The organism is Streptomyces sp. NPDC046821, assembly GCF_040645335.1.
Taxonomy (GTDB): Bacteria; Actinomycetota; Actinomycetes; order Streptomycetales; family Streptomycetaceae; genus Streptomyces.
This window is the reverse complement of the sequence record NZ_JBEYYB010000015.1, coordinates 116,085-137,892: the sequence shown is the minus strand read 5'-3', so window position 1 is coordinate 137,892 and position 21,808 is coordinate 116,085. Positions and strand designations below refer to the sequence as shown.

At 68.2% G+C, this 21,808-nt stretch carries 24 protein-coding genes and 2 pseudogenes; 16 read left to right on the top strand and 10 right to left on the bottom strand.

All coding sequences use genetic code 11. From position 1 onward, the window contains the following. Positions 1-75: 75 nt before the first annotated feature. Positions 76-654: a TetR family transcriptional regulator gene (locus tag ABZ893_RS29335; protein WP_361409497.1), complete on the bottom strand. Its 579-nt coding sequence runs from the start codon at positions 652-654 to the stop codon at positions 76-78. A gap of 69 nt (positions 655-723) precedes the next feature. Here ABZ893_RS29335 and ABZ893_RS29330 point away from each other — a divergent pair, with 69 nt between their 5' ends. Continuing rightward, complete coding sequence (locus tag ABZ893_RS29330; RefSeq protein ID WP_361409494.1) at positions 724-1,317, top strand: dihydrofolate reductase family protein; 594 nt, start codon at positions 724-726, stop codon at positions 1,315-1,317. A gap of 47 nt (positions 1,318-1,364) precedes the next feature. On the opposite strand, the gene ABZ893_RS29325 is transcribed toward ABZ893_RS29330, so the two are convergent. The 4 genes from ABZ893_RS29325 to ABZ893_RS29310 form a co-directional block, all read right to left on the bottom strand. Then, the gene (locus tag ABZ893_RS29325; protein ID WP_361409491.1) at positions 1,365-1,742 is read right to left on the bottom strand and encodes a nuclear transport factor 2 family protein; all 378 of its coding nucleotides are present in this window, start codon (positions 1,740-1,742) and stop codon (positions 1,365-1,367) included. A 98-nt stretch (positions 1,743-1,840) separates the two neighbouring features. Further along, the gene (locus ABZ893_RS29320) at positions 1,841-2,626 is read right to left on the bottom strand and encodes an alpha/beta hydrolase (RefSeq protein ID WP_361409488.1); all 786 of its coding nucleotides are present in this window, start codon (positions 2,624-2,626) and stop codon (positions 1,841-1,843) included. A 220-nt stretch (positions 2,627-2,846) separates the two neighbouring features. Next, positions 2,847-3,287 carry a VOC family protein gene (locus ABZ893_RS29315; protein WP_361409485.1) on the bottom strand — a complete coding sequence of 147 codons (441 nt, stop codon included), beginning with the start codon at positions 3,285-3,287 and terminating at the stop codon, positions 2,847-2,849. Positions 3,288-3,400: 113 nt separating this feature from the next. Further along, positions 3,401-5,071 (bottom strand): FAD-dependent oxidoreductase, encoded by a 1,671-nt coding sequence (locus tag ABZ893_RS29310; RefSeq protein WP_361409482.1) that lies wholly within the window; start codon positions 5,069-5,071, stop codon positions 3,401-3,403. A 332-nt stretch (positions 5,072-5,403) separates the two neighbouring features. On the opposite strand from ABZ893_RS29310, the gene ABZ893_RS29305 reads away from it, so the two are divergent. From ABZ893_RS29305 to ABZ893_RS29280, 6 genes are all read left to right on the top strand, one after another. Next, positions 5,404-6,270: an aldo/keto reductase gene (locus tag ABZ893_RS29305; RefSeq protein WP_361409479.1), complete on the top strand. Its 867-nt coding sequence runs from the start codon at positions 5,404-5,406 to the stop codon at positions 6,268-6,270. A 196-nt stretch (positions 6,271-6,466) separates the two neighbouring features. Next, positions 6,467-7,630, top strand: coding sequence for a permease (locus ABZ893_RS29300; RefSeq protein ID WP_361409476.1), 1,164 nt, complete (start codon positions 6,467-6,469; stop codon positions 7,628-7,630). A 48-nt stretch (positions 7,631-7,678) separates the two neighbouring features. Further along, positions 7,679-8,218 (top strand): AAA family ATPase, encoded by a 540-nt coding sequence (locus tag ABZ893_RS29295; RefSeq protein ID WP_361409472.1) that lies wholly within the window; start codon positions 7,679-7,681, stop codon positions 8,216-8,218. A 45-nt stretch (positions 8,219-8,263) separates the two neighbouring features. Next, positions 8,264-8,974: a hypothetical protein gene (locus tag ABZ893_RS29290; RefSeq protein WP_361409469.1), complete on the top strand. Its 711-nt coding sequence runs from the start codon at positions 8,264-8,266 to the stop codon at positions 8,972-8,974. Positions 8,975-9,119: 145 nt separating this feature from the next. Beyond that, the gene (locus ABZ893_RS29285) at positions 9,120-9,743 is read left to right on the top strand and encodes a DUF6232 family protein (RefSeq protein ID WP_361409466.1); all 624 of its coding nucleotides are present in this window, start codon (positions 9,120-9,122) and stop codon (positions 9,741-9,743) included. Further along, positions 9,740-10,078, top strand: a complete 339-nt coding sequence (locus ABZ893_RS29280) for a hypothetical protein (RefSeq protein WP_361409463.1) — start codon at positions 9,740-9,742, stop codon at positions 10,076-10,078. The genes ABZ893_RS29285 and ABZ893_RS29280 overlap by 4 nt, the downstream gene beginning before the upstream one ends. Before the next feature lie 6 nt (positions 10,079-10,084). Here the strand turns inward: ABZ893_RS29280 and ABZ893_RS29275 are convergent, their stop codons facing one another. Next, entirely contained in the window at positions 10,085-10,693 is a 609-nt protein-coding gene (locus tag ABZ893_RS29275) for a TetR/AcrR family transcriptional regulator (RefSeq protein WP_361409461.1), read from the bottom strand. Between the two features lie 134 nt (positions 10,694-10,827). On the opposite strand from ABZ893_RS29275, the pseudogene ABZ893_RS29270 reads away from it, so the two are divergent. Beyond that, a pseudogene (locus ABZ893_RS29270) lies at positions 10,828-11,417 on the top strand (aldo/keto reductase). A 182-nt stretch (positions 11,418-11,599) separates the two neighbouring features. On the opposite strand, the gene ABZ893_RS29265 reads toward ABZ893_RS29270, so the two are convergent. Beyond that, on the bottom strand, positions 11,600-12,493 hold the full coding sequence (locus ABZ893_RS29265) for a hypothetical protein (RefSeq protein ID WP_361409458.1): 894 nt from the start codon (positions 12,491-12,493) through the stop codon (positions 11,600-11,602). Positions 12,494-12,566: 73 nt separating this feature from the next. On the opposite strand from ABZ893_RS29265, the gene ABZ893_RS29260 reads away from it, so the two are divergent. Together ABZ893_RS29260 and ABZ893_RS29255 are read left to right on the top strand one after the other, a co-directional pair. After that, positions 12,567-12,734: a hypothetical protein gene (locus ABZ893_RS29260; protein WP_361409455.1), complete on the top strand. Its 168-nt coding sequence runs from the start codon at positions 12,567-12,569 to the stop codon at positions 12,732-12,734. 45 nt (positions 12,735-12,779) lie between these two features. Then, on the top strand, positions 12,780-13,184 hold the full coding sequence (locus ABZ893_RS29255) for a PPOX class F420-dependent oxidoreductase (RefSeq protein ID WP_361409452.1): 405 nt from the start codon (positions 12,780-12,782) through the stop codon (positions 13,182-13,184). Between the two features lie 117 nt (positions 13,185-13,301). Here the strand turns inward: ABZ893_RS29255 and ABZ893_RS29250 are convergent, their stop codons facing one another. Further along, the gene (locus tag ABZ893_RS29250; protein ID WP_361409449.1) at positions 13,302-13,748 is read right to left on the bottom strand and encodes a hypothetical protein; all 447 of its coding nucleotides are present in this window, start codon (positions 13,746-13,748) and stop codon (positions 13,302-13,304) included. A 111-nt stretch (positions 13,749-13,859) separates the two neighbouring features. On the opposite strand from ABZ893_RS29250, the gene ABZ893_RS29245 reads away from it, so the two are divergent. Further along, positions 13,860-14,291: a DUF6188 family protein gene (locus ABZ893_RS29245; RefSeq protein ID WP_361409446.1), complete on the top strand. Its 432-nt coding sequence runs from the start codon at positions 13,860-13,862 to the stop codon at positions 14,289-14,291. A 26-nt stretch (positions 14,292-14,317) separates the two neighbouring features. Here the strand turns inward: ABZ893_RS29245 and ABZ893_RS29240 are convergent. Both ABZ893_RS29240 and ABZ893_RS29235 read right to left on the bottom strand, forming a co-directional pair. Continuing rightward, positions 14,318-15,288 (bottom strand): annotated as a pseudogene (locus tag ABZ893_RS29240) (aminoglycoside phosphotransferase family protein). A 16-nt stretch (positions 15,289-15,304) separates the two neighbouring features. After that, entirely contained in the window at positions 15,305-16,045 is a 741-nt protein-coding gene (locus ABZ893_RS29235) for a hypothetical protein (protein ID WP_361409443.1), read from the bottom strand. A 373-nt stretch (positions 16,046-16,418) separates the two neighbouring features. Between ABZ893_RS29235 and ABZ893_RS29230 the strand changes: the two genes are divergently transcribed. The 5 genes from ABZ893_RS29230 (at position 16,419) to ABZ893_RS29210 (ending at position 21,786) form a co-directional block, all read left to right on the top strand. Continuing rightward, on the top strand, positions 16,419-17,591 hold the full coding sequence (locus tag ABZ893_RS29230; protein ID WP_361409440.1) for an alcohol dehydrogenase catalytic domain-containing protein: 1,173 nt from the start codon (positions 16,419-16,421) through the stop codon (positions 17,589-17,591). Continuing rightward, positions 17,588-18,547: an ROK family protein gene (locus ABZ893_RS29225; protein WP_361409437.1), complete on the top strand. Its 960-nt coding sequence runs from the start codon at positions 17,588-17,590 to the stop codon at positions 18,545-18,547. Before ABZ893_RS29230 ends, ABZ893_RS29225 begins: the two co-directional genes overlap by 4 nt. Beyond that, on the top strand, positions 18,540-19,580 hold the full coding sequence (locus tag ABZ893_RS29220) for a phosphotransferase (RefSeq protein WP_361409434.1): 1,041 nt from the start codon (positions 18,540-18,542) through the stop codon (positions 19,578-19,580). Before ABZ893_RS29225 ends, ABZ893_RS29220 begins: the two co-directional genes overlap by 8 nt. A gap of 215 nt (positions 19,581-19,795) precedes the next feature. Then, the gene (locus ABZ893_RS29215; protein WP_361409431.1) at positions 19,796-20,323 is read left to right on the top strand and encodes a hypothetical protein; all 528 of its coding nucleotides are present in this window, start codon (positions 19,796-19,798) and stop codon (positions 20,321-20,323) included. A gap of 104 nt (positions 20,324-20,427) precedes the next feature. After that, a complete protein-coding gene (locus ABZ893_RS29210) occupies positions 20,428-21,786 on the top strand; it encodes an aspartate aminotransferase family protein (RefSeq protein ID WP_361409428.1) in 1,359 nt (452 codons plus the stop codon). Positions 21,787-21,808: the final 22 nt, after the last annotated feature.

Here is a 21,808-nt window from a genome sequence, read left to right as displayed (position 1 = left end):
ATCGGACTTGAGTCATCCGGGGAGGGGCGGGGCGGGGCGGGCCTGGGCTGGCCTGGGCTGGGCGGGTCTGGGCGGCTACTCCGCTGCCACGATGCGCTCCACCGCAGCCGTCACCAGTTGGTCACGCTCTGCCTCCGTGAAGACGTCCGGCAGGGTGAGCTGTTCGACGATCAGCCAGTTCAGCGTCAGGATGAGCAGCTTGACGGCCGTGGTGTCGCCGGGGAGACCGGAAGCCTCGTGATAGGCGACGTTGGCATCCACGTCGGCCCGGACTCGCTCCGTGAGGACCTTGCGCAGTTCGGGGCGGCGCGTGGCTTCCAGGCGGAGTTCCAGCAGCGCGAGGTAGCCGGTGCGGAAGGAGGCGACGCGGCCGACGAGTTCGCGCATCAACTCCACGTAGGTGTCCCGGTCGCGGCCGGCCGTCTGCTGGCGGGCGATGGTGGCTTCGTCAGGCTGGAGTCGCTCGTAGACCCGGGCACCGGTCTGAGTGAACAGCTCGTCGCGACTGGAGAAGTAGTTGGACGCCGTGCCGGCGGGAACGGCTGCCTCGGCATCCACGGCCCGGAACGTCAGGCCGCGTGCGCCTTCCCGGGCCAGCACCTCGATCGCCGCGTCGACAAGGGCGGCGCGCCGCTGGTCATTCCGTCTCACCATTGACACCACTCCAGGTGTAGTACTACGTTCAAACCACTTCAAGCAGAGTACTACGTGTGGGGGACTACTGTGCGAAAGCTCGTGTACTACGTCGGCGTCTCGCTCGACGGCCGCATCGCCGGTCCCGGCGGCGAGTTCGACTTCTTTCCGCAGGGCGACGAGCAGCAGGCCGCCGCCTATTTGACCTCGATCAACGCGCTGTACCCGGAGACCGTCCCGACCGCGTATCGCGCGGTCGCCGGCGTCGCCGACGCACCCAACCGGCGTTTCGACACCGTCGTCATGGGCCTCGGCACCTACCGCCCCGCCTACGACAACGGGATCACCAGCCCGTACGCGCACCTGCGCCAGTACGTGGTGTCCAGCACCCTCAAGCCCGACACCGACCCAGCCGTCACCGTCGTGCCGAACGACCCGCTCGCCCTCGTCCGCGAGCTCAAGGGCGAGGCAGGCGCCGGCCTGGACGTCTGGCTCTGCGGGGGCGGCCGGCTCGCCGGTACCCTGCTGCCGGAGATCGACGAGCTACTGATCAAGACCTATCCGGTCATCGCCGGTACCGGAATCCCGGTGGTCGACGGCGCCTTCGACCCCACCGCCTTCGACGTCGCCGAGCGCACCACCTTCCCCAACGGGGTCACCTTCACCCGCCTCATCCGCCGGTAGACGGGTTCGGTTCATCAGCGGGCGGACCGGAGGAACACGAAAGGCCGTCAGATGCGCTCGACGTACGGAGCCCGCCATTCCGGTGACGGGTCCGATCCCAACTCCGTCCAGTATTCACGGCCGTTGACTACCAGGCCGTTCCGAACAGTCCAGAACGATGCCACCCGGTGGACGCCCATCGCGTCGTGAGGAACCTCGACCTCGGACACCACCTCGCTCCCGGACGACAGGACACGAAGGACGTTGATCGACCATCCCTCCGGATACTCCGCGTTGATACGTACGTAGTTCTCCCGGCCGCGGATGCGTTCACCGCTGACCGGCCATTCCACCGTCACGTCGTCCGCCAGCAGTTCACCGACGCCTGCCCAGTCACGGGCCTGCATACGGGACCAGAGCAACTGAATCGTCTTTGAAGGCTCCATGGCCACATCCTGCATGGCACCACTGACAGCGGGGGACATTCGGCCTGGAACAGCTGGCGGCGCCCGATGGTCAGATCGGGCGCCGCCAACGCTCACCTTCAGGCCGCCGAGGTCACCGCCTCGCCGAGGTGCCTCGCGAGGAATCGGGCCGCGCTGTCGGCCTCGACGAACCTGGGGTAGTCGAAGTGCTTGCCCGCGTTGGCGTGCAGCGTCTTCTCCTTCGAGGCGAAGGCGTCGAACAGCGCGAGGCACGCATCACGAGGGATGCGCTCGTCGTCCCACTGCATGGCGAACTCGACCGGGACGGTGATCCGCTTCGCCGCCTCGACCAGGGCATCGGGCCACATCAGCCCGAAGACCGCGGCAGTGATCCTGGGCTCGGCCGCCACCAGCGGCACCCCGATCGCGGTGCCCATGGCGATTCCGGCGTAGCCCACCGGCCCGTCGGCTCCGATTTCCGGAAGCTCCTGAAGAGCGTCCAGGGTCGCCTGCCACTCGGGCACGGCGATTTCCGCCAGGCGGGCGTTGTAAGGAACGACGATCGGGCGTTCCGGCTCGCCCGCCGCCTGAGCCGTGCGCAGCTCGGCGACGGCCTGCTCGTCCTGCGCGCTGCGCGGTCGGTCGCCGTGGCCGGGCGCGTCGATGACGGCGACATGGAAGCCGCAGCCGGTCACGAGTCGCTGGGCGCGGCCCAGCATCGACGGGTGCTTCTTGTGGGCGCCGCCGCCGTGGCCCATCAGGACCAGAGGCGCGCGGTCGGTGCCGGAGGCCGGCGACCAGAGAACTCCGGGTACGTCGCCCACGGTGAAGTCGCGCTCGTGCATACCGTTCGACGACGACTCAGCGGTGAACTGCAAAGAGTGCGGAGAGTGCAGAGAATGCATTGGTGTTGCCTTTCGGGAGTGCCTTGATGTCGAGGCGCTCCCGGCGACACCTACGTCAGTCGCCGGCCGTGACGGAAAGGGGGAGCACCCACGTCGATACAGCGTTCATGGGTCTCACCTCCTCGGGCGGCGTCACGGTCAATCGCAAGCTACAAGCCGGATCGGCATCCCGTCCAATCCTTTTTCGTACCTGAACGAACTGAAGAAGGAAACCGCCTTCTCATCCCAATTGCTCGGCCAGTCCCACGATGATGCCCTCCGGGCCGCGGACGTAGCAGAGCAGGTAGCTGTCCTCGAACCGGGCGATCTCGCCGACGAGTTCGGCACCGTGCGGGCGCAGGCGGGCAACGGTGTCCTCGAGATCGTCGACGGCGAACATGACGCGGTGCGTGCCCAGGATGTTGTGCGGCCGGTTGCGCGGCCCGTCGCTGATCACCGCGGGGCTGCGGTACTTCGACAGCTCCAGCCTGCTCTGACCGTCCGGGGTCCTGAGCATGGCGATGTCGCAGTGGACGCCGTCGAGTCCGGTGCACTGGTCGGCGAAGCGGCCCTTGACCTCCGCCCGGCCCTCCAGCTCCATGCCGAGTTCCTCGAAGTACGCGATGGCGGCGTCCATGTCCTCGACGACGATGCCGACGTTGTCCATCCGCTGAAGCGCCATGCTGGTTTCTCCCTCTTTGTTCTTTGTCGTACGGCCTCTGGTGGCGTGGCCGCCTGTGTTCCTGGGACGGAGCCGGTTACGCGTTCTCGACATTCGCAGGCCGCCCGCTGCGATCACGGAATTTCCGCCCCGTCGGCCCGCCGCCGTTCGAAGACGAGCCGAACGGCCGCGGAGCCCTCACCGACCGCTGCCGCGACGCGCTTGACGCTCCCGCTGCGTACGTCTCCGACACAGAAGACGCCGGCCATGTTCGTCTCGAAGGGGAACGGCGTTCTCGCGTCCCCTGGCAGGCTGGTGAGATCGCGGCCGGTGAGAACGAAGCCCTTGGAGTCGGTTGCCAGTTGGTCACCGAGCCATCCCGTGCAAGGAGTGGCGCCGATGAACACGAAGACGGCGCCCACCTCCAGACCGGAGCGCTCCTCGGTGGCGCGGTCGACGACCTCGATCCCCGTGACCGACGAATCGCCCATGATGCCGACCGCCTCCGTACGAACCCGGACCTCGATCCTCGGGTTGGAGCGGATCGCATCGATCAGGTACCGGGACATCGAGTGCTCCAGGTCCGCTCCCCGGACCAGGAGATGCACCCGGTCGCAGGACCGGGACAGGAACATCGCGGCCTGACCCGCCGAGTTCGCGCCGCCGATCACGGCCACCGGTCGTCCGCGCGAGTGTCTGGCCTCGGTCACGGTGGCGGCGTAGTAGACACCGTTGCCCTCCCAGGCTTCGATGCCGGGGATGTCCAGGCGCCGGTACTCGGCCCCGGTGGCGATGATCACGTCGCGAGCCCTGAAGACCCGCCCGTCGTCGCAGGTGACCATGTGCAGGCCGGCGCGGCTCGCGAAGGCCGTGGCCCGGGCGTTCCGGTGGAGTTCGACCCCGAACTTCGTGGCCTGGATCGTCCCGCGGGCGGCCAGTTCGGCGCCGGAGAGACCGGCCGGGAAACCGAGGTAGTTCTCGATCCGAGAGGAAGTTCCCGCCTGGCCGCCGAACGCCGCCGCATCGATGAGTGCCGTATCGAGACCTTCCGAAGCGCCGTACACCGCTGCCGCCAGACCGCCCGGGCCGCCGCCCACGACCAGCAGATCGCAGATGTCGTGGTCGGGGCCGGTCGCGCTCGGCGGCTCGCCGAACTCGGCGGCGAGGTCGGCCGGGTCGGGGTTACGCAGCAGTGGCCGGCCGGGGACGAGGACGATGGGGAGGTCCGATACGGGGACCTTGAGCTCACGCAGGAGCGCCTCGGCGTCCGAATGCTCCTCGAGGTCCATCCAGCGGACAGCCGTCCTGCTCAGCGAGAACGCCTGCAGCAGCCGACGGCACCGCTCGTCGTACCGGGAGCCGATGACGGTCAGGCCCGTGCCCCTCCGCAGCAGATTCGCCCGGCGCTCCAGGAAGGTCCGAAGGATGTATTCGCTCAGCTCGGCGTCCTGCGCGACGAGCGTCTGGATCTGCTGCACCGATACGCGGAGCAGCCGGCCCGGGGTCCGCATCACACCGTAGAAGCGCGAACGCTCGCCCGTCAGCATCCCGATCTCGCCCAGGAACTCCCTCGGTCCGAAGGACACGACCAGGCGCTCGTCCGCCGTGCCGAGTCGTTCGACGATGTCCGCACTTCCCTCAAGCACGACGAAGAAGTCGTACGTCGGATCGCCCGCCGAGAAGAGGACGTCGCCCTCGACAGCCGAAAGCTCCTCCCCGACTGCCCTCAGCCGCGTGAGGTGATCGCCGGAGAGCGGCGCGATCGGGGCCCACCCGGGGTCCCTGCCTCGTTCGACGTCGGCCATGTGAAGCCTTCCTTCAACTGGGCGGCAAGCAGAATCTGTCCTTGGAGCAACTCTTTGAAGCAACTCCTTGAAGCAACTCCTTGGAGTAACCGATGCTCCGACGGGCCCGGCAACCTGTCCCTCGCCTGAAAAGGTGAGGGGGTTGCGGCAGCGCCGGCCGGATCGCCTGAATAGGTGAGTGTCCGGTAGGCGGTCGAGGTGGAAGGTTGAGCCCACAGCGGCTCGGCGACCGTCGTCGCCCGCCTCGGGACGGACCCTCAGACACGAGTGCACGAGCACACGCGGACACGAGCGCACGCGTGCGCTCGTGCACGAGGAAAGAAGGAAACCCAGTGACCAGCACTCCTTCCCCGGCAGCGGCCTCCGGCACCTTCCGGCTCGGCGGTGACCTGCCGGTGCACCGCCTCGCCTTCGGCGCCATGCGCATCACCGGACCCGGCATCTGGGGCGAGCCGGAGGACCCCGACGAGGCCGTACGGGTGCTGCGGCGGCTCGTCGACCTCGGGGTGACGCTCATCGACACCGCGGACTCCTACGGCCCTGACGTCAGCGAACGACTGATCAAGCAGGCCCTGCACCCCTACCCCGAGGATCTGGTCATCGCGACCAAGGGCGGCCTGACCCGCCCCGGCCCCGAGATGTGGCACGCGAACGGACGACCCGACCACCTGCGCCGACAGGCGGAGCAGAGCCTGCGCCACCTGGGCGTCGAGCGGATCGACCTCTACCAGTTGCACCGCATCGACCCGCAGGTTCCGGTCGAGGAGTCCCTCGGAGAGCTGGTTCGCCTCCAGGAGGAGGGCAAGATCCGTCATATCGGCATCTCCCAGGTCTCCGTCTCCGAGCTCGAACAGGCCCGCCGGACGGCCGACATCGTCTCGGTCCAGAACCTCTACAACCTCGCCGACCGCGACTCGGAGGACGTACTCGACCACTGCGAGCGCGAGAACATCGCCTTCATCCCGTGGTACCCCATCGCCACCGGCGCCCTCGCCGAACCGGGCGGCCCGCTCGCCACGATCAGCAAGGAGCACGGCGCGACTCCGTCCCAGCTCGCCCTCGCCTGGCTGCTGCGCCGGTCCCCGGTGATGCTGCCCATCCCGGGGACGTCCTCCGTCGCCCATCTGGAGGAGAACGTCGCCGCGGCGGCGGTACGGCTCACGGACGAGGAGTTCGCGACCTTGGAGCGAGCTGTCTGAGCCAGGCCTGCGGAGGCCGGACCTCACACGACCTGAGGACCTGAATCCGCCGGACCTCAGACCGGGCCGGCGGCCACCGCCCACGCCCCGGCCGTCACCCACGCCTCAGCCGCCCCCACGCCTCGGCCGCAGCCCACGCCTCCGCCGCGCGCGCCCCTCCGACACAGCAGCCCCAACCCCTCCAGGAGCACCACCCGTGCCCGCCGTCGACGCCGTACTCCACGCGCTGTCCATCGCCGGAGCGATGACCTGGGAAATCACCTGGGCGCTGATCCTCGGCTTCCTGCTCTCGGCCGTGGTCCAGGCGGTCGTACGCAAATCCACCGTCGTCCGTCTCATGGGCGACGACCGCCCCCGTACGCTCACCACCGCCTCACTGCTCGGGATGGCTTCGTCGTCCTGCTCGTACGCAGCAGTGGCCCTCGCCCGCTCACTGTTCCGCAAAGGCGCCGATTTCACCGCCGCGATGGCATTCGAGATCGCCTCGACCAACCTGGTCGTCGAGCTCGGCGTGATCCTGGCGCTGCTGATGGGCTGGCAGTTCACGCTGGCGGAGTTCACCGGCGGCCCCGTCATGATCGTGCTGCTCGCCGTACTGTTCCGGCTCACGCTGCGCACCAAACTGCTCGACGAGGCCCGGCGCCAGGCGGACCGCGGTCTGACCGGCTCCATGGAGGGGCACGCGGCGATGGACATGTCCGTACGGAAAGAAGGCAGTTTCCGGCAGCGCCTCCTCTCGCCCGAGGGATACACCTCCGTCGCACACGTCTTCGTTATGGAGTGGGCGGCCATCCTGCGCGATCTCGTACTGGGCCTGCTGATCGCGGGAGCCATCGCGGCCTGGGTGCCCGATTCCTTCTGGCAGAACTTCTTCTTCCACGGCCACCCGCTCGCGTCCAAGATCTGGGGCCCGATCGTCGGACCGGTCGTGGCGCTCGTCTCCTTCGTCTGCTCGATCGGCAACGTGCCGCTGGCAGTGGTCCTCTGGAAGGGCGGGATCAGCTTCGGCGGCGTGATCGCCTTCATCTTCGCGGACCTGTTGATCCTGCCGATCCTGAACATCTACCGGAAGTACTACGGCACCCGGATGACGCTCTACCTGGCCGGAACCTCCTACCTGGTCATGGTGGCGGCCGGCTACGTCGTCGAGCTCGTCTTCGGCGGACTCGGCCTGGTACCGGACCAGGCAGACGCGAAGATCCCGACGGGCGGGGTGAGCTGGAACTACACCACGTTCCTCAACCTCGCTTTCCTGTTACTGGCGTTGGCCTTGCTCATCCGCTTCTTCCGCACCGGCGGCCGACAGATGCTGACGATGATGGGCGGGGCGCCGGAGGGGGCGCATCCTGGTCAAGGCTGAACGGACCATGAGCCAGTGCCGGCAGCAGCCTCTATCGTGCCGAGTGTGGTGGGAACCGAAGAAACGCGATTGGTCGTCGTCCGAGGCAACAGTGCCTCGGGGAAGTCATCCGTTGCCGCCGGCCTGCGTGACAAGTTCGGCCGCAACCTCGCGATCGTCGGCCAGGACAACCTCCGCCGGATGGTCCTGCGCGAACACGATCTGCCCGGCGGCGCGAACATCGGCCTCATCGACCTGACAGCCCGTTACGCCCTGGACAACGGCTTCCACGTAGTCATCGAGGGCATCCTGTACGCCGACCGCTACGGCGCGATGCTTCAGGACCTGGTGCACGCCCACCGTGGTGTCACCCGCTGCTACTACCTCAACGTGCCTTTCGAGGAAACGCTGCGCCGCCACGCGACCAAACCAGATGCCAAGTACCTGGCACAGGTCACCGAGGACCACCTACGCGACTGGTACCGCCACCGGGACCTCCTGCCCGACGAGACGGAAACCGTCATCGACGCAACCAGCACCCTGGACAAGACAGTTGAGAAGATCCTGCGCGAGACAGGCTTGGACGGCGTGCCACCGATCGACCGCTGACGACATGACTTCCTCGGTGCGGACTGTAAAGGTTGTACGAGCGGCGTGATCAATTCCGTAACCGGCACGGCGCTCGACTGCGCACGTATGCAGGTGGGCGTCTTCGTGTTCACCCCGGCCGAGCCGCTGTCCGGCCAGGTGGACCTTCAGAACGCCCGGGCCGTCACCGTCCACGACCGAGAGGACCGCTGGCCGGACACCGTACGGCTTCAGGGTTTCACCTACGGTTCCCTCCACGACAACGGTGATCTCCAGTCAGTGTCGGTGGAGCGTCGCCTGGCATGGATACGACGGCATCCCACCTACGCCGCCCAGCCCTACGAGCAACTGGCCGCGTGGTACCGGCAGATCGGCCATGACGACGACGCGCGACGCGTCCTGCTGGCCAAGCAGCGCCACCGCAGAGCAACCCTGGGCCTGCCCTCCCGCCTGTGGGGCCACCTCCTCGATGCCACCGTCGGCTATGGCTACCGCCCCTGGCTGGCGGGCATGTGGCTCACGGCGCTCGTCCTGCTCGGCACCACAGTCTTCGCCACCCACACACCCCGACCGACTCAGCCCGGCCAAGTACCGCCGTTCAACCCGTTCGTCTACACACTCGACCTGCTGATCCCGATCGGAGGTCTCGGCCAACGCACGACCTGGTACTGGCCGGGAGGCACCACCGCTTGGCTGTCCTACGCCCTCATCGCCGCCGGCTGGATCCTGACGACTGCGGTACTCGCCGGGATCACCCGCACGTTGAAGAGGAACTGACGATGTCTAGGGGTTAGGTGGCGGGGGAGTTGTAGTGCGGTGTAGCGGAATACTGTCCTTGGGAAGACCTGAACTCACCTTGTGCAGCGCACAGTTCGGGTACGTAATAAGGCCCACGCCAAAACCGCTACATCTCGGGGGAAGCATGGGAACGTCCGAAGCACCGCCACCGAAGCCGTCACGTGCCCCGTCTCCGCCACCGCCTGCCGCGCCGGGCGTCCCGCCGCGCGGCGGCCTCGTCATCAGTAAGCGGCTGCTCTGGGTGCACGGCGCCGCGTACCCGCTGGAGAACATTGTCCGCGTCTACACCTTCGAGCTGACGCCGCGCCGCGGAGCGGCGTTCGCGCGGTTCCTGAAACGAGGCGGGATCACCCTGCTCGTGATCCTCCTCATGATGTGGGTCTCGGATTCGTCGAGCGGGTCGTACGAATACGGATCCTCGTCCGGTCTCGACGGCGTGTTCGGGTTCTTCTTGGTGGTCGCCATCGGCGCCCTCATCTACTTCTTCGCCGAAATGGTCAGCGTGGTCTTCGCCGCGTCCCATCCCGTCCTCGCGGTCGAGACGAACGGCCGCTCCACTGCCCTGGTGACGGGTAAGCGCGAGTACCTGAACGGGCTCGTGTACTCGATCGCAGAGGCGATCGACCGGCCGGACGCGGAGTTCCACGCCGCGGTGACGACCCTGGCGATCACCAATTACGGCAATTACCATTTCGGTGACTCGGTGAACATTTATGGCGGTAGCGGTCACACGGGGGTGTCGAAGTGACGGGTGGTGACTTCCAATTCGGCGACAGGGTCGTCATCAATGGCGGCGACGGCCACACGGGCATCGTCCATAACCATCACGCCCCGCAGCCCACCTTGGAGGAGACGCTGCGGGCCGTCGTCGAACTGGCACGGGCGCTGCGTGGTGACGTACCCGAAGAGGACCAGGCCTCCATCGACGAGGTGCTTCCCGTCCTCGCGGCCGGCCCGTCGGCCGAGCCGGCCACCCGGCGCCGGTCCCTGATGGCCCTCGCGGCTATCGCCTCCACCATCGGGGCGATCGGCCAGCCGCTTCTGGACACCGTCCGGTCCGCGCTCGACCTGCTGGGGCGCTAGCTCCTGTCACATTCCGGCGATAGCGGCCGGAGTCCCGGCGCCGCGCAGCAAGGTGTCCACGACGCGAGTGGCGAGGGCGTCGGGGTCGGCGCCGGCCACCACTCCCTCCTTGGCTGCTTCGTGGATGAGCGCGTAGTAGACGCGCCGGGTCCAGTCGAGGTCGATGTCGGGGCGGAGTGCGCCGCCCTCCTGGGCGCGGCGGAAGAGCCGGATGCAGGTGGCGCGTACGTCGGCGTGGATGCGGGCCGCCTCTGGGTGGCTGTCCTCCGCCGCGCGGTTCATGGCGAACGACCAGTCCGTCTTCACGCGTAGGACGTTGGCGGTGATCTGGTAGAGGGCGACGAGTGGCGGGGCGGCGTCCGGGCGAGCGGCATCGACGGCGTCGGCGAACTGGCGTGCGGCCCAGCCGGTGAGTTCGTCCAGGAGCGCCTCACGGGTGGCGAACCGGCGATGGACCGTGGTCCGGGCCACGCCCGCGGCCTTGGCGAAGTCCTCCATCGTCGCCGCCGGGTTGGCGGCCAGGACACGCTCGGCCGCTTCCAGGATGGTCCGCACGGTCCGCTCGGAGTCCGCCCGGCGGGGCCGTGGCGTCTGCTGCTGCTTGTGCACCGTCACATCGACACGCTACATCAACAGTCCCTCATTCTGGCTACTTGCAACATCAATGTTGCAAATACTAACTTCATGGCGTCGGGGGAGTGGCAACTCAGTGGCGCGACCCCGTGGGTGACGACGTCAGGGAGGCAGTCATGCAGCACCGGATTCTCGGCCGTACCGGCATCTCCGTCAGCAAGTTCTCCCTGGGCGCCCTGCATCTGGGCGCCTGGGGCAACAGCGACCACGCCGAGGCGATACGGCTGATCCACACAGCGCTGGACAGCGGCATCAACCTCATCGACACCGCCGACCAGTACTCGGGCGGCGAGGCGGAAGAGATCATCGGCAAGGCCCTGCGCGGCCGCCGCGACGACGTCGTACTCGCGAACAAAGGGCACTTCCCGGTCCGGATGGGGGGACCGCGGCACTTCCCGGCAACCGGCGCAAACTCGACGCCGTCGAGGAACTGCTCGCCCTGGCGCGGGACGCGGGGATCTCACTCACGCACATGGCGCTGGCGTTCGCGGCGAACCACCCGGCCGTCACCTCGGTGATCCTCGGCCCCCGCACCATCGACCAGCTGACCGACCAGCTCGCCGCTGCCGAGGTCCACCTCGACGACGAGATCCTCGACCACATCGATAAAATCGTCCCGCCAGGCGTCACCCTCAACCCCTCGGACGCCGACTACCGCAGGCCCGCGCTGGCCGCCGCGGAACGGCGCCGCACAATCGCGTCCTGAAAGAGGATTCGCGGCGCACCGTTGGTGGGTGAGTGCGCTGTTTCGCCCCGGCGCCCAGTCGCTGGTGCCGGCAACGCACGACGGCGCGGGCCTGAGTCCGCCACTCGTGCGACGTCCGGCCCGCGCCGTACATGGCGAGGTGTCCTACGACCCCGGGCGCGCCCCCGGAGCGAGATTCACGGTCAGGCCGTCTGCCCGTTGACCTGGGCCGCGGCGGCAATCCGGCGCTCCCGCACCTGGGCGTAGCCCATCATCCCGAACAGGACGGCCAGCAGGACGGCGGACGAACCCGCGGTGCCGAGATCCAGGCCGCCCTTGGCGACCGGCTTGGTGAGGAAGTCGCCCGCGGTGGCGCCCAGCGGGCGGGTGAGGACGAAGGCGATCCAGAACAGCAGCACGTTCGGCACCATGGGCGCCTTCATGAGTGCCGCGAGTACGAGGAGTACCCCGGTCACCAGCAGTGCGCCGCCCGCGTAGCCGAGGCCGGAGCTGTCGGACAGGAAGTCGCCCATTGAGGTGCCGAGCGTGTTGGACACGAGGATCGCCGACCAGAACAGGGCCTCGCCCTTGAAGGTGACGATGTCGCGGATCTGGAACGTCATCCCGCTGATCTTCCAGGCGACGAAGATGACCGCGAGGATCGAGATGAGGATCGCCGCGCCGGTCGGATAGCCGAGACCGAGGCCCTGCGGACCCCAGCCGAGCGAAGTGGCCCCGTCCGTAAGGAACTTGGCGCTGGCGTCGCGGTTCATGAAGTCGGACATGGTGGTTCCGGCCATGCTCGTCGACAGGATCACGGTCCAGTAGAGGAACGGGTTGTAGCGGCGCGAGCACAGCTGAACCACCAGCGTCACCACGAAGAGCAGGAACAGCGCGATGGTGGTGAGGAAGTAGCCCAGCTTCAGGGTCTGCGCGAAGAGGTCACCCGCCGTCTCGCCCAGGGTCGTCGCGGCGGTCTTCATGATCCAGAACGCCAGGGTGACCTCGGGCAGCTTCTTCATCACCGATTTCGCCGTACTCGACGTACCCGCCGTGTTTTCCACGTCGAGATCGGTGAGGACTCGCGAGTTCTGCACGGCGTCTTCTCCAGTCTGGTGGCATGTCTGGTGGCATGACAAAGTGCTCGCCCTGAAGCGAGTGAGCACCCCGATGGATGAACCGACCGCGCACGGCGGCCGCGATCATCGACTCTGGCACCAAGATCCTGAACAAATCCTGAACGCGAGCGGTTCGGCGGGCCCGGCCGGGAAGCGCGCGGCGGGCGGCGCCACGGCGACCGTCTACCGGGTGCCGTTAAAACGCGGCGAGATGAGGTAGTAGGGAAGACGACATCCGTACCCACCCCGCCCGGAGGGACTCATCGTGTCTGCTGAGCTCAGCGACAAGCTCAAAGAACTGCTCGACAGCCCCGTCTTCGTCAACATCGCCACCATCCAGCCCGACGGAAGCCCCCAGGTATCCCCTGTCTGGGTGAAGCGCGACGGCGACGACGTTCTGATCTCGACGACCGTGGGCCGGCGCAAGGAGAAGAACCTGCGCCGCGACCCGCGCGTCACCGTGCTGCTGCAGCGCTTCGACTCCCCGTACGAGTACGCAGAGATCCGCGGCATCGCCGACCTCAGCACCGAGGGCGGGCAGGAGCTGATCGACGAGCTCTCGATGAAGTACAACGGCAAGAAGTACATCGAGTTCAACCCGGGTTCGGTCAACGACGCCGAGCGGGTGGTGGTCCGGATCAGTCCGCGGAAGGTCGTCGGGTCGATCTGAGGGGGCGGCGGTCGCCCGTTCTGCGGCGTGCCCTGTGTCCCGTTTCCTGGAGGGGCGTGGGGAAGCAGAACGGGCGACCCGGCGACCCATCGGAACCAGATCCGGGACGATACGGATTTACAGCGCTGTCCCCTTCACGCCCTTGAGATCGATGATCAACTGGCTGAGTTCGGGAACCGGAAAGCGGGACATGAGCTTGCGCAACGCTGTGGCCTGCTGCCCAACGCGCTTGAGGGTGGACCGTCGGTTCGGGGCTTGACCGGGAACGTCTTGGGCGGGTCCGCATCCGGCAGAGACGTAGAGTTTGTCCAGTCCGACGTGCTCGCGCAGGGCGCCGTCTGGTCCCACCACGGTCAAACCCGTAAAAACCTCCGGTTCACGCATGTCGAAGAACTGCACCTCCACGTCCAGCCCAGGGCTGCGGAAGAGTAGTCCGGTAGAGCTGAATCGCTGATCCTTCGTCATCACCGGTTGTGCGAACCCCGCTTGCTCGGACAGAAACGAGAACGCCACAGCGACCTCGTTCCGGAACTCTGTCTGCAGATCTGAAGCGCGACGACTCATGAACCGATCATCCGCCCACCGGGCCGTGGCTGGAAGCCCCTCAACTTCGGTCTGTTGTAACCCACTTGCCCGGCGAGGGCGAAAGCTGTTCCATTCCGCCAGACCCTCGTGGTGAGGATCGAATTGGAATCGCGGCGGGAGGGTGTGGTGAAAGTACCGACGGAGCTGATCGGAGCTTGTGCCACGCGTACGGCCTTCGACTACCAGGTTCGCATCAGCTTCACTGATCAAGGTCCAGGCGGCAGCGTTCGCGTTCAAGGTGAACTCGTCATCGAGACGCCGATTGCGCTGACGGACGCTGCTGGGAACCGGGCCTTCTTGGCGCCAGGATGCGGGGCTGCCTTGGCGCCGCTGCTCGACCTGTTCACCAGGGTCGTCACCGAAGTTGAAGTCACCGGGCTCGGCACACTGCTTCTCGGCTTCGACGACGGCACACGGCTCCGAGTCGACCCGGACCCCGACTACGAGTCCTGGAACCTCACCGGCTCTGGGCTTGATCCCGTGCTGGTAGGGCCAGGAGGGGAAGTGGACTGGCATCACTGACCACAGTGTCAGCCGTCGGTGGGCCCTCAGCCGTACTGGCTGAGCAGTGCGTGGAGGTAGTCCTCCAGGCGCTGTTCGAGAACGGGTGATGTCAGGTCTTGCCTCCCGAGTTCCCGCCACGGAGCGGCGACCTTTTCCGCGTCCGGTGCGAAGGCCAGGGCGTCGAGGACGCGCCAATAGAGGTGATCAGCGGGGTCATCGCTCAGCGTTCCGCCGGCTGCGATGTAGTGGTCGGCAAGTCGTATGCCGACGTCCACTCCGTTCAGGAGAGCGAGCGCGGTGGAGCAGTGGGCCACGTCCAGGTCCGCGGGTCCCCAGGATGTCTCGACCCAGTCCACGACGCCCGTGATCGCCAGATCTGCTCCGTAACCCGTGAACAGCACGTTCCCGGGGTGGAAGTCGCGGTGCAGGAAGCACGGGTGATAGGTCGGGGGTGTGCGGCGGATTACGTCCACGGCGCGTCTCCACACCTCAGGCTGTTTCGGGTTCCTGGGAAGACGTACGTGATCTGGGCTGGTCCATGCTTGGTAGGTGCGAGGCCGGGCTTCTTCTGGAACCAACACCCCGTGAATCGCGACCAGTTGTCGGGCAAGGAGTTCCGTCCTTCGGTCGATGTCCTCCACGTCCAGCAGGGACATCAGGAGCGAGGGATGGTCGCAGTGCTCGGCTGCCGCATCGACGGCATGAAGGCGAGCGGCGGGCACGCTAGTGCCGGCGGCAGTCGGAGGACGTCCGCTTCCCGGGCGAGCAGTCCGTGCGCGTGCTTTACGAAGAACGGTTTGACGAACGACCGAAGTACGAAGGAATGCCGGCCGCCATCCCCTTCGACTTCCAGGCGGCGCATCTGCGACGTCCAGCCGCCTCGCAGAGGTGCCGCGGAGTGGATGCGGTCTCCAGGACGGAGGCTGTGCTCCACCCAGGCGCGGGTGTTGGACCAGCCCACGTGATCGAGATCAGCCTCGACAACTGCGCCCTCGCCGCTCTGCTCCTCAGTCATGACAACAGCCTAATGATCAGGGGAAGTTCGGGTCTGAAGTGGCTGGTTCAGGCGACCTCGGCCCCAGGGCGGAGCCAGACGGTGCAGCGCCCCACGCCAGTTCCAGGCGGCGAGTCGACATCGCCGTGCCGCACACTCCCGTCGCTTCGTCCACCCAGGTCAGCGACCAGCGGTCGCCCTCCCAGATGGGGGTGGTGGATCGGGGGATGATCCAGGGCCGGGGTTTCAGCGGATCGGGGCTTCCCGTTGTCCAGGACGACGCCACGTCGCCCCACTTGACCCTGCACTCGTGTCGCGTCCATCGGAGCGTGGCCGTCTCGGCGGGGTCCGAACCGGCCGCCGCCTGCGTAGGCCCCAGTAGCCGGTCCACCGCGGCGAGCCCCGACGCGTTCGCGATGGTCGGTTGGACATCGACTGCCACGCGTTCGGGCCCCGCCAATGCCGCAACCGTTCCGGCCGTGTGGCTCAGGCTTACCGCCAGGCCGGGGAGCTCGGGAATGCGCGGGCGGCCGTGGTCGCCGCTGCCGCAGTCCGGGCAGTGCTGGGCATACGTCAGGCTCGCCGCCGAAACCCCCGCGGCCTCGGCGGCGCAGGCGCGTACCAGCAGGTGCGCGGCGATGTAGGCGTCACGGTCGAGCGGGGAGGGCAGACGCGCCGCCCGAGCGCGCTCCGTCTCCGTCAGTGCCTCGCGTAGCGGGTGCAGCGCATCCAGCACCAACGTAGCTGCAGCCGTGCGGACTTGAACGATGCCAGGCATACGGAACAGCATCCTGTGCTGCCGCCCCTTGCGCCATGGTGCCGACGGTCGCTCCGCACATGACGTGCCTCCCAGTACGTAGACGCCCGCCCACCTGACGGCTCAGCGCCGCCCCCGGACCCACGTCGTCGCCGTCCAACCCATACCCCCGCCCCCACCCAATTTCGGTCGCACACATCGCATGGACGCGACCAAATTTCAGGAACCGGACAAGTCCCGACACGCGGCCCTGACCAGTCAAGACATCAGCCCGGCCAGGAGGAACCGGCGGCGGGCCGTTTCGGCCGTGAGGCGCGATGTGGCTCAGAGGCGCCATGTCCGGTCGCGTTCCGCTGGGTTAGCGTCGCCCTCCCAACTTCGATGGGGAGGCTTCGTGCGCGCTCTCGTCTATCTGGGTCCGGGCTCCGCAGAGTTACAGGACCGGCCCGCCGCACGGCTCGTGAACGGTGACGATGTCGTGGTCGAGGTCGTCGGTACGGGGGTCTGCGGAACGGACCGCAAGATCCTGCTCGGCAAGTTCCCGGCCCGGCCGGGCGTCGTGCTCGGGCACGAGTCGGTGGGCGTGGTGCGGGAGACCGGGCCACAGGTGCGTTCCGTCGCGGTCGGCGACCGCGTGGTGGTCAACCCCACGCTGTACTGCGGCTGGTGCACCCCGTGCAGCAGGGGAGCGACCAACCACTGCCGCCACAAGACCGGGACCGAGATCGGCGTCGACCGCGACGGCACGTACGCGGAGGCCGTGACCTTGCCGGAACGTTTCGTCGTACGGGTCCCCGCCGGGCTCTCCTTCCGCAGCGCGGTCCTGATCGAACCACTCGCCTGCGTCCTGAACAACGTCGAGGCCGCAGCCGTCTCCTTCGACGACACCGTGGTGGTGCTCGGCTCGGGCCCGATCGGGATGCTGACCGCGATGGTCGCGGCCCGCCACGCGCGCCGGGTCACCGTCGCTGAACCAGACGTCTATCGGCGGGAGTTGGCACGCGAACAGTTCGCGCATGTCGTGGACGTGACCGGAACGGACGCGGCCGAAGCCGTGGTCAAGGCGTCCGGTGGCGAACGCCCCTCCGTCGTCTTCGACACCACCGGGGTCGGCCTGGACGCGGCCCTGCGGCTCATCGACGACGGCGGCCGGATCGTGGTGATGGGCTTCGACGACACCTACGCCACGCCGCTGCGCCCGCTCCAGCTCACCAACCGGGGCATCCGGCTGATCGGCGCCGGTGACTACCGGGCCGACACCTTCGCGGTCGCCGTTGACCTGGCCGCCGAGTTCGTCGGCCAATCAAAGCCCGCTACGAGTACGGGAGTTGGCCAAGGCGGCGCATCATTCCTGGAGCGCCTCGTGACCCACGAGTTCCCGCTCGAACGGTACGGGGACGCCTTCACGGCACTCGGCGGACTGGCCCAGGGCAACGCCGCCGACGGGCCCGAGGCGGCTGACAGTGACACCGCACCCGCACCATCCCCCCGCTACGACGCCCTGAAAGTAGTCATCCGCTCGCACCCCGGCCCCGCCGGCGCCGACGGCTGGCCGGTGGACGCGTGAGCGCGCCTCGACTCGGGGCGATCGAGTCCGGCGGAACCAAGTTCGTCTGCCTGATCGGTTCGGCCCCCGACCGGATCGAGGCCGAGATCCGGTTCCCGACGGGGGAACCTGCCCCCACCCTGACCCGGGCCATCGACTTCTTCCAGGAGCGGATCGCGGTGACCGGGCCGTTGGACGCGGTCGGCATCGCCTCCTTCGGCCCCCTCGAACTACGGCCAGGCCACGCGGAGTTCGGCCACCTCGCCGCCACCCCCAAGCCCGGCTGGTCCGGTGTGGACGTCGCCGGTCCCGTCGCCGCCGCGCTCGGCGTGCCCGTGGGCATCGACACCGACGTCAACGGCGCCGCCCTGGGCGAGGGCCGCTGGGGTGCGGCGCGGGGCCTGGACACGTACGTCTATCTCACCGTCGGCACCGGCATCGGTGGCGGCGCGGTGATCGGCGGCAAGGTGGTCAGGGGCCTGGTCCACACCGAGATGGGTCACCTCACCGTGCCGCGTATCGCCGGCGACACCTTTCCGGGCTCCTGCCCGTACCACAGCGACTGCTGGGAGGGTCTGGCCGGCGGCGAGGCGATGGGCGCCCGCTGGGGGACACCGGCCGAGGAACTTGCCGGCGACGCACTGCGTGAGGCGTTACGCCTTGAGGTGGCCTACCTGGCCGCTGGGCTGCGCAACATCGTCTACACGACCGCGCCCCAGCGGATCGTCATCGGCGGAGGGGTCGCCGAACTCTCCGGACTCTTCCCGCTGCTCCGCGCCGAACTGTCCGCGACGCTGGCCGGATATCCCGGGCTGCCCGAGCACGCGGCCGAGGACTTCGTGGTCCCGGCACAGCTCGGCGGGCTCGCCGGTCCGGCCGGCGGACTGGTGCTCGCGGCCGAGGCTGCCGCCGCCGCGAAGCACGCGAGGCATCGGCAGCGCTCCGGCGCTGGGCCATCGGGGGGAACGTATGCATGAGGAGGGCCCCGGGCCGGGCAGCCTGGCCGATGTGACGCGCCCCGAACCGGTGGGCCTCCTCGACCCGGCCACGCACACCTGGCTGACCCGGCACGCCCTGCCCGGAGCCCGCCTGTACGAGGTGGAGCCGCTGCCCGGCGGGTTCACCAACGACATGACCCTGCTCCGGGCCCGGCCCGCCGGAGCGTCGGACATAGAGCGCTACGTGCTGCGCCGCCACAGGCCCGGCGGCGGCCGCGTCCCGCGTAACACCTGCGCCGTTGAGGTCGCCGTCCTCGGCCGGGCGGCGTCCCGCACCGTCCCCGTAACCGCGGTGGTGGCGGCCGATCCCCATGGCCGGGCCACCGGCCGGCCCACCCTGCTCTATCGGTTCGTGGACGGGCTCCCGCTCAGCCAGGTTCTCGCGGACGGCCCGGCGAGCGGTGAGGCCCGCGACCTCGGCCGGGCCGTCGGCGCGGTCCTGGCGCGGATCGGCGAGGTCAGGCTGCCTCGCTCGGGCGCCTTCGGCGACTCATCTCTGGTTCCGGATCCGGACGGCGCGGCCCCGCTCGGCGACCTGCCCGGGTTCGTCGACCGCTGTCTGGCCACGGCCGCGGCGAACGGGCCTCTGGACAGCGCGGACGCCGCCGTACTCGGCGACCTGGCCAGGCAAGGACCCCAGGTGCTCGCTGCCGTGGCGGGTGAACGCAGCCTGGTGCACTGCGACTTCAACCCGAAGAACCTCCTCGTCGAGCGGCGCGCGGGGAGGTGGGAGGTGGCCGCCGTGCTCGACTGGGAGCTTGCCTTCAGCGGCTCCCCGCTCTTCGACGTCGGGAACATGCTGCGCTTCTCCCACGAGTACCCGCCCGCGTTCGCCGCCGGCTTCGTCGACGGGTTCCGTGGCGGGAACGGTCGGCTGCCGGACGACTGGCTGCGGATCAGCCGGACCCTGGACCTCTTCGCGCTCGCGGACATCCTCACCGCACCGCCCGACCCTGCCTACTTCGCCCGCGCCCGCGCCGCGCTGCACCGGGCCGCAGCCGACGGGTACTGAGCGTTGCCGCGCGGCTGCGTCGCTGAGCAATCCCAGTCCAGCCCACATAAGGCCAGGCCTCATATGTCACCCCAGCCCGCATAAGCCAACGTGCGCTGCTAAGCCAAAAGAATGGCGAATAGGTGACCCAGGGCTCTCTTCTCAACGTCGGAAGCGCGAGCTAGCCTGCCTGAGGCAAAGCGAAAGATGATCCTTCAGCAAAGGAGAATTCCGCTATGGCGAACGGAAGTCCGGAAGATGTCCTGAAGGCGATCACCCCGACCGTTCGCTGCAATGGGACTCCGCCCACGCCCGCGTTGCGCGAGGGCCCGTTCTACAAGCCCGACACTCCCTCACGGACCAGCTTCCGGGGCGATGTGGAAGGGGGCACCCCGATGCTCCTGCACGGCTCGGTGCGCAGCCTCGAAGGCAAGCCGATCGGTGGCACCCTGCTCGACTTCTGGCAGGTCGGGGACGAGGGGGTCTACGACGACGACGGTTTCCGGCTGCGCGGCCACCAGTTCGCGGACGCCGACGGACAGTGGCGGCTGGAAACCGTACTGCCGGCCATGTACCCGGGCCGGACGCGGCACGTGCACGTGAAAGTGCAGCCGCCGGGCGGCACCGTACTGACCACGATGCTGTATTTCCCCGGCGAACGCAGAAACCACCTCGACAAGTATTTCCGGCCGGAATGCCTGATGGATGTACGGGAGACACCGGAGGGCTGGGACGCCGCCTACACCTTTGTTCTGGACGTGTGAATTCCGGACCAGAATTCCTCGGGTTGAACCTTCTGCTCCGCTGCCCGGAGAAATCATCATGCGCCGTCCGTCCTGTCCGCGGGACGGAAGCCGACAGGAGACACATGGCCGACCTGATACGTGCCCAGCGCGACCCCCACAGCGAATCCCGTGGCGACGCGGGAACCGGCGCCCACGGCAATGTCCGGGGCGAAGCCCTGAGCTACGTACAGAACCACCTGTACTACCCGGTCACCGAGTACGAGATGGACCACGGCGAGGGCGTCCACCTGTACGACACCGAGGGCAACGAGTACCTCGACTGCGCGTCCGGCACCTTCAACCTCAGCCTCGGCTACGGGCACCCCGAAGTGGTCAAGGCCATGCGTGACCAGGCCGAACGGCTGGTGCACACCACCTCGACGTTCCAGACGGCCCCCATCAACGAACTGGTCCGGCGGCTCGTCGAAGTCACCCCGCCGAACCTGACCAAGGTGCACCTCAAGGTGTCGGGCGGCTCCACCGCCAACGAGGGCGCGGTCAAGATGGCGCAGATCGCCACCGGCCGGCGCGACGTCGTCACCCTGTTCCGCAGCCACCACGGCCAGACCATGATGACGACCTCCATGTCGGGCGAGTCCTTCCGGAAGTCCCCCTTCCCGCACCTGATGCCGGGTGTGCTCCAGGTCCCCGACCCGTACTGCCTGCGCTGCTTCTACCGTCAGGCCGGTCCCGACAGCTGCGGCATGTTGTGCGTCGAGAACATCAACGACTTCCTCGACCACGCCAGTTCGGGCAGCGTCGCCTGCATCGTCGTCGAGCCGGTCTCCGGCAGCGGCGGCAACATCGTGCCGCCCGACGGATACCTGCCCGCGCTGCGCGCCCTGTGCGACGAACGGGGCATCGTCCTCATCTTCGACGAGATCCAGACCGGCATCGGCAGGGTCGGCCGGATGTTCGCCGCCGAGCACTACGGGGTCCAGCCCGACATCCTGACCACCGCCAAGGGCCTCGGCGGCTCCGGTGCGCAGGTCGCGGCCATCGTCGCGGACGAGCGGATGTCCGGACTCAGCAGCGACCACCACTCCTTCACCTACGGCGGCAACATCCTCGCCGCCGCCGCGGCGGTCGCCACCCTCGACGTGATCGGCCGCCCCGGCTTCCTGGAGAACGTCCGGGAGGTCGGCGCCCACATCATGGAACGGCTGCGCGCGCTGGCCGCCCGGCACCCCTGTGTCGTGGACGTACGCGGTCTCGGCCTGATGATCGGCATCGAGATCGGCGACGACGAAGGGCGCCCGCACAGCGATCGGGCCCAGGCCCTGGCCCGGCGCGGCATGGACCACGGCCTGATCCTGCGCACCTCCCGCTACGGCCGTGGCAACGTGATCAAGATCCGGCCGCCGCTCATCCTCACCCGCGCGGAGGCCGATCTGCTCTGCGACCGGCTCGACGCACTCTTCGCCGAGGAGGCCGGCGCATGACCGCCTTCATGTACGCCGCCGA

Bases quoted from the DNA above. Each gene is read 5' to 3' on its own strand.
- ABZ893_RS29250 (WP_361409449.1), bottom strand. From the start codon at position 13,748: ATGAGTCGTCGCGCTTCAGATCTGCAGACAGAGTTCCGGAACGAGGTC.
- ABZ893_RS29310 (WP_361409482.1), bottom strand. From the start codon at position 5,071: ATGGCCGACGTCGAACGAGGCAGGGACCCCGGGTGGGCCCCGATCGCG.
- ABZ893_RS29260 (WP_361409455.1), top strand. From the start codon at position 12,567: ATGGATGAACCGACCGCGCACGGCGGCCGCGATCATCGACTCTGGCAC.
- ABZ893_RS29215 (WP_361409431.1), top strand. From the start codon at position 19,796: ATGGCGAACGGAAGTCCGGAAGATGTCCTGAAGGCGATCACCCCGACC.
- ABZ893_RS29320 (WP_361409488.1), bottom strand. From the start codon at position 2,626: ATGCATTCTCTGCACTCTCCGCACTCTTTGCAGTTCACCGCTGAGTCG.
- ABZ893_RS29235 (WP_361409443.1), bottom strand. From the start codon at position 16,045: ATGCCTGGCATCGTTCAAGTCCGCACGGCTGCAGCTACGTTGGTGCTG.
- ABZ893_RS29335 (WP_361409497.1), bottom strand. From the start codon at position 654: ATGGTGAGACGGAATGACCAGCGGCGCGCCGCCCTTGTCGACGCGGCG.
- ABZ893_RS29325 (WP_361409491.1), bottom strand. From the start codon at position 1,742: ATGGAGCCTTCAAAGACGATTCAGTTGCTCTGGTCCCGTATGCAGGCC.
- ABZ893_RS29315 (WP_361409485.1), bottom strand. From the start codon at position 3,287: ATGGCGCTTCAGCGGATGGACAACGTCGGCATCGTCGTCGAGGACATG.
- ABZ893_RS29210 (WP_361409428.1), top strand. From the start codon at position 20,428: ATGGCCGACCTGATACGTGCCCAGCGCGACCCCCACAGCGAATCCCGT.
- ABZ893_RS29220 (WP_361409434.1), top strand. From the start codon at position 18,540: ATGCATGAGGAGGGCCCCGGGCCGGGCAGCCTGGCCGATGTGACGCGC.
- ABZ893_RS29285 (WP_361409466.1), top strand. From the start codon at position 9,120: ATGGGAACGTCCGAAGCACCGCCACCGAAGCCGTCACGTGCCCCGTCT.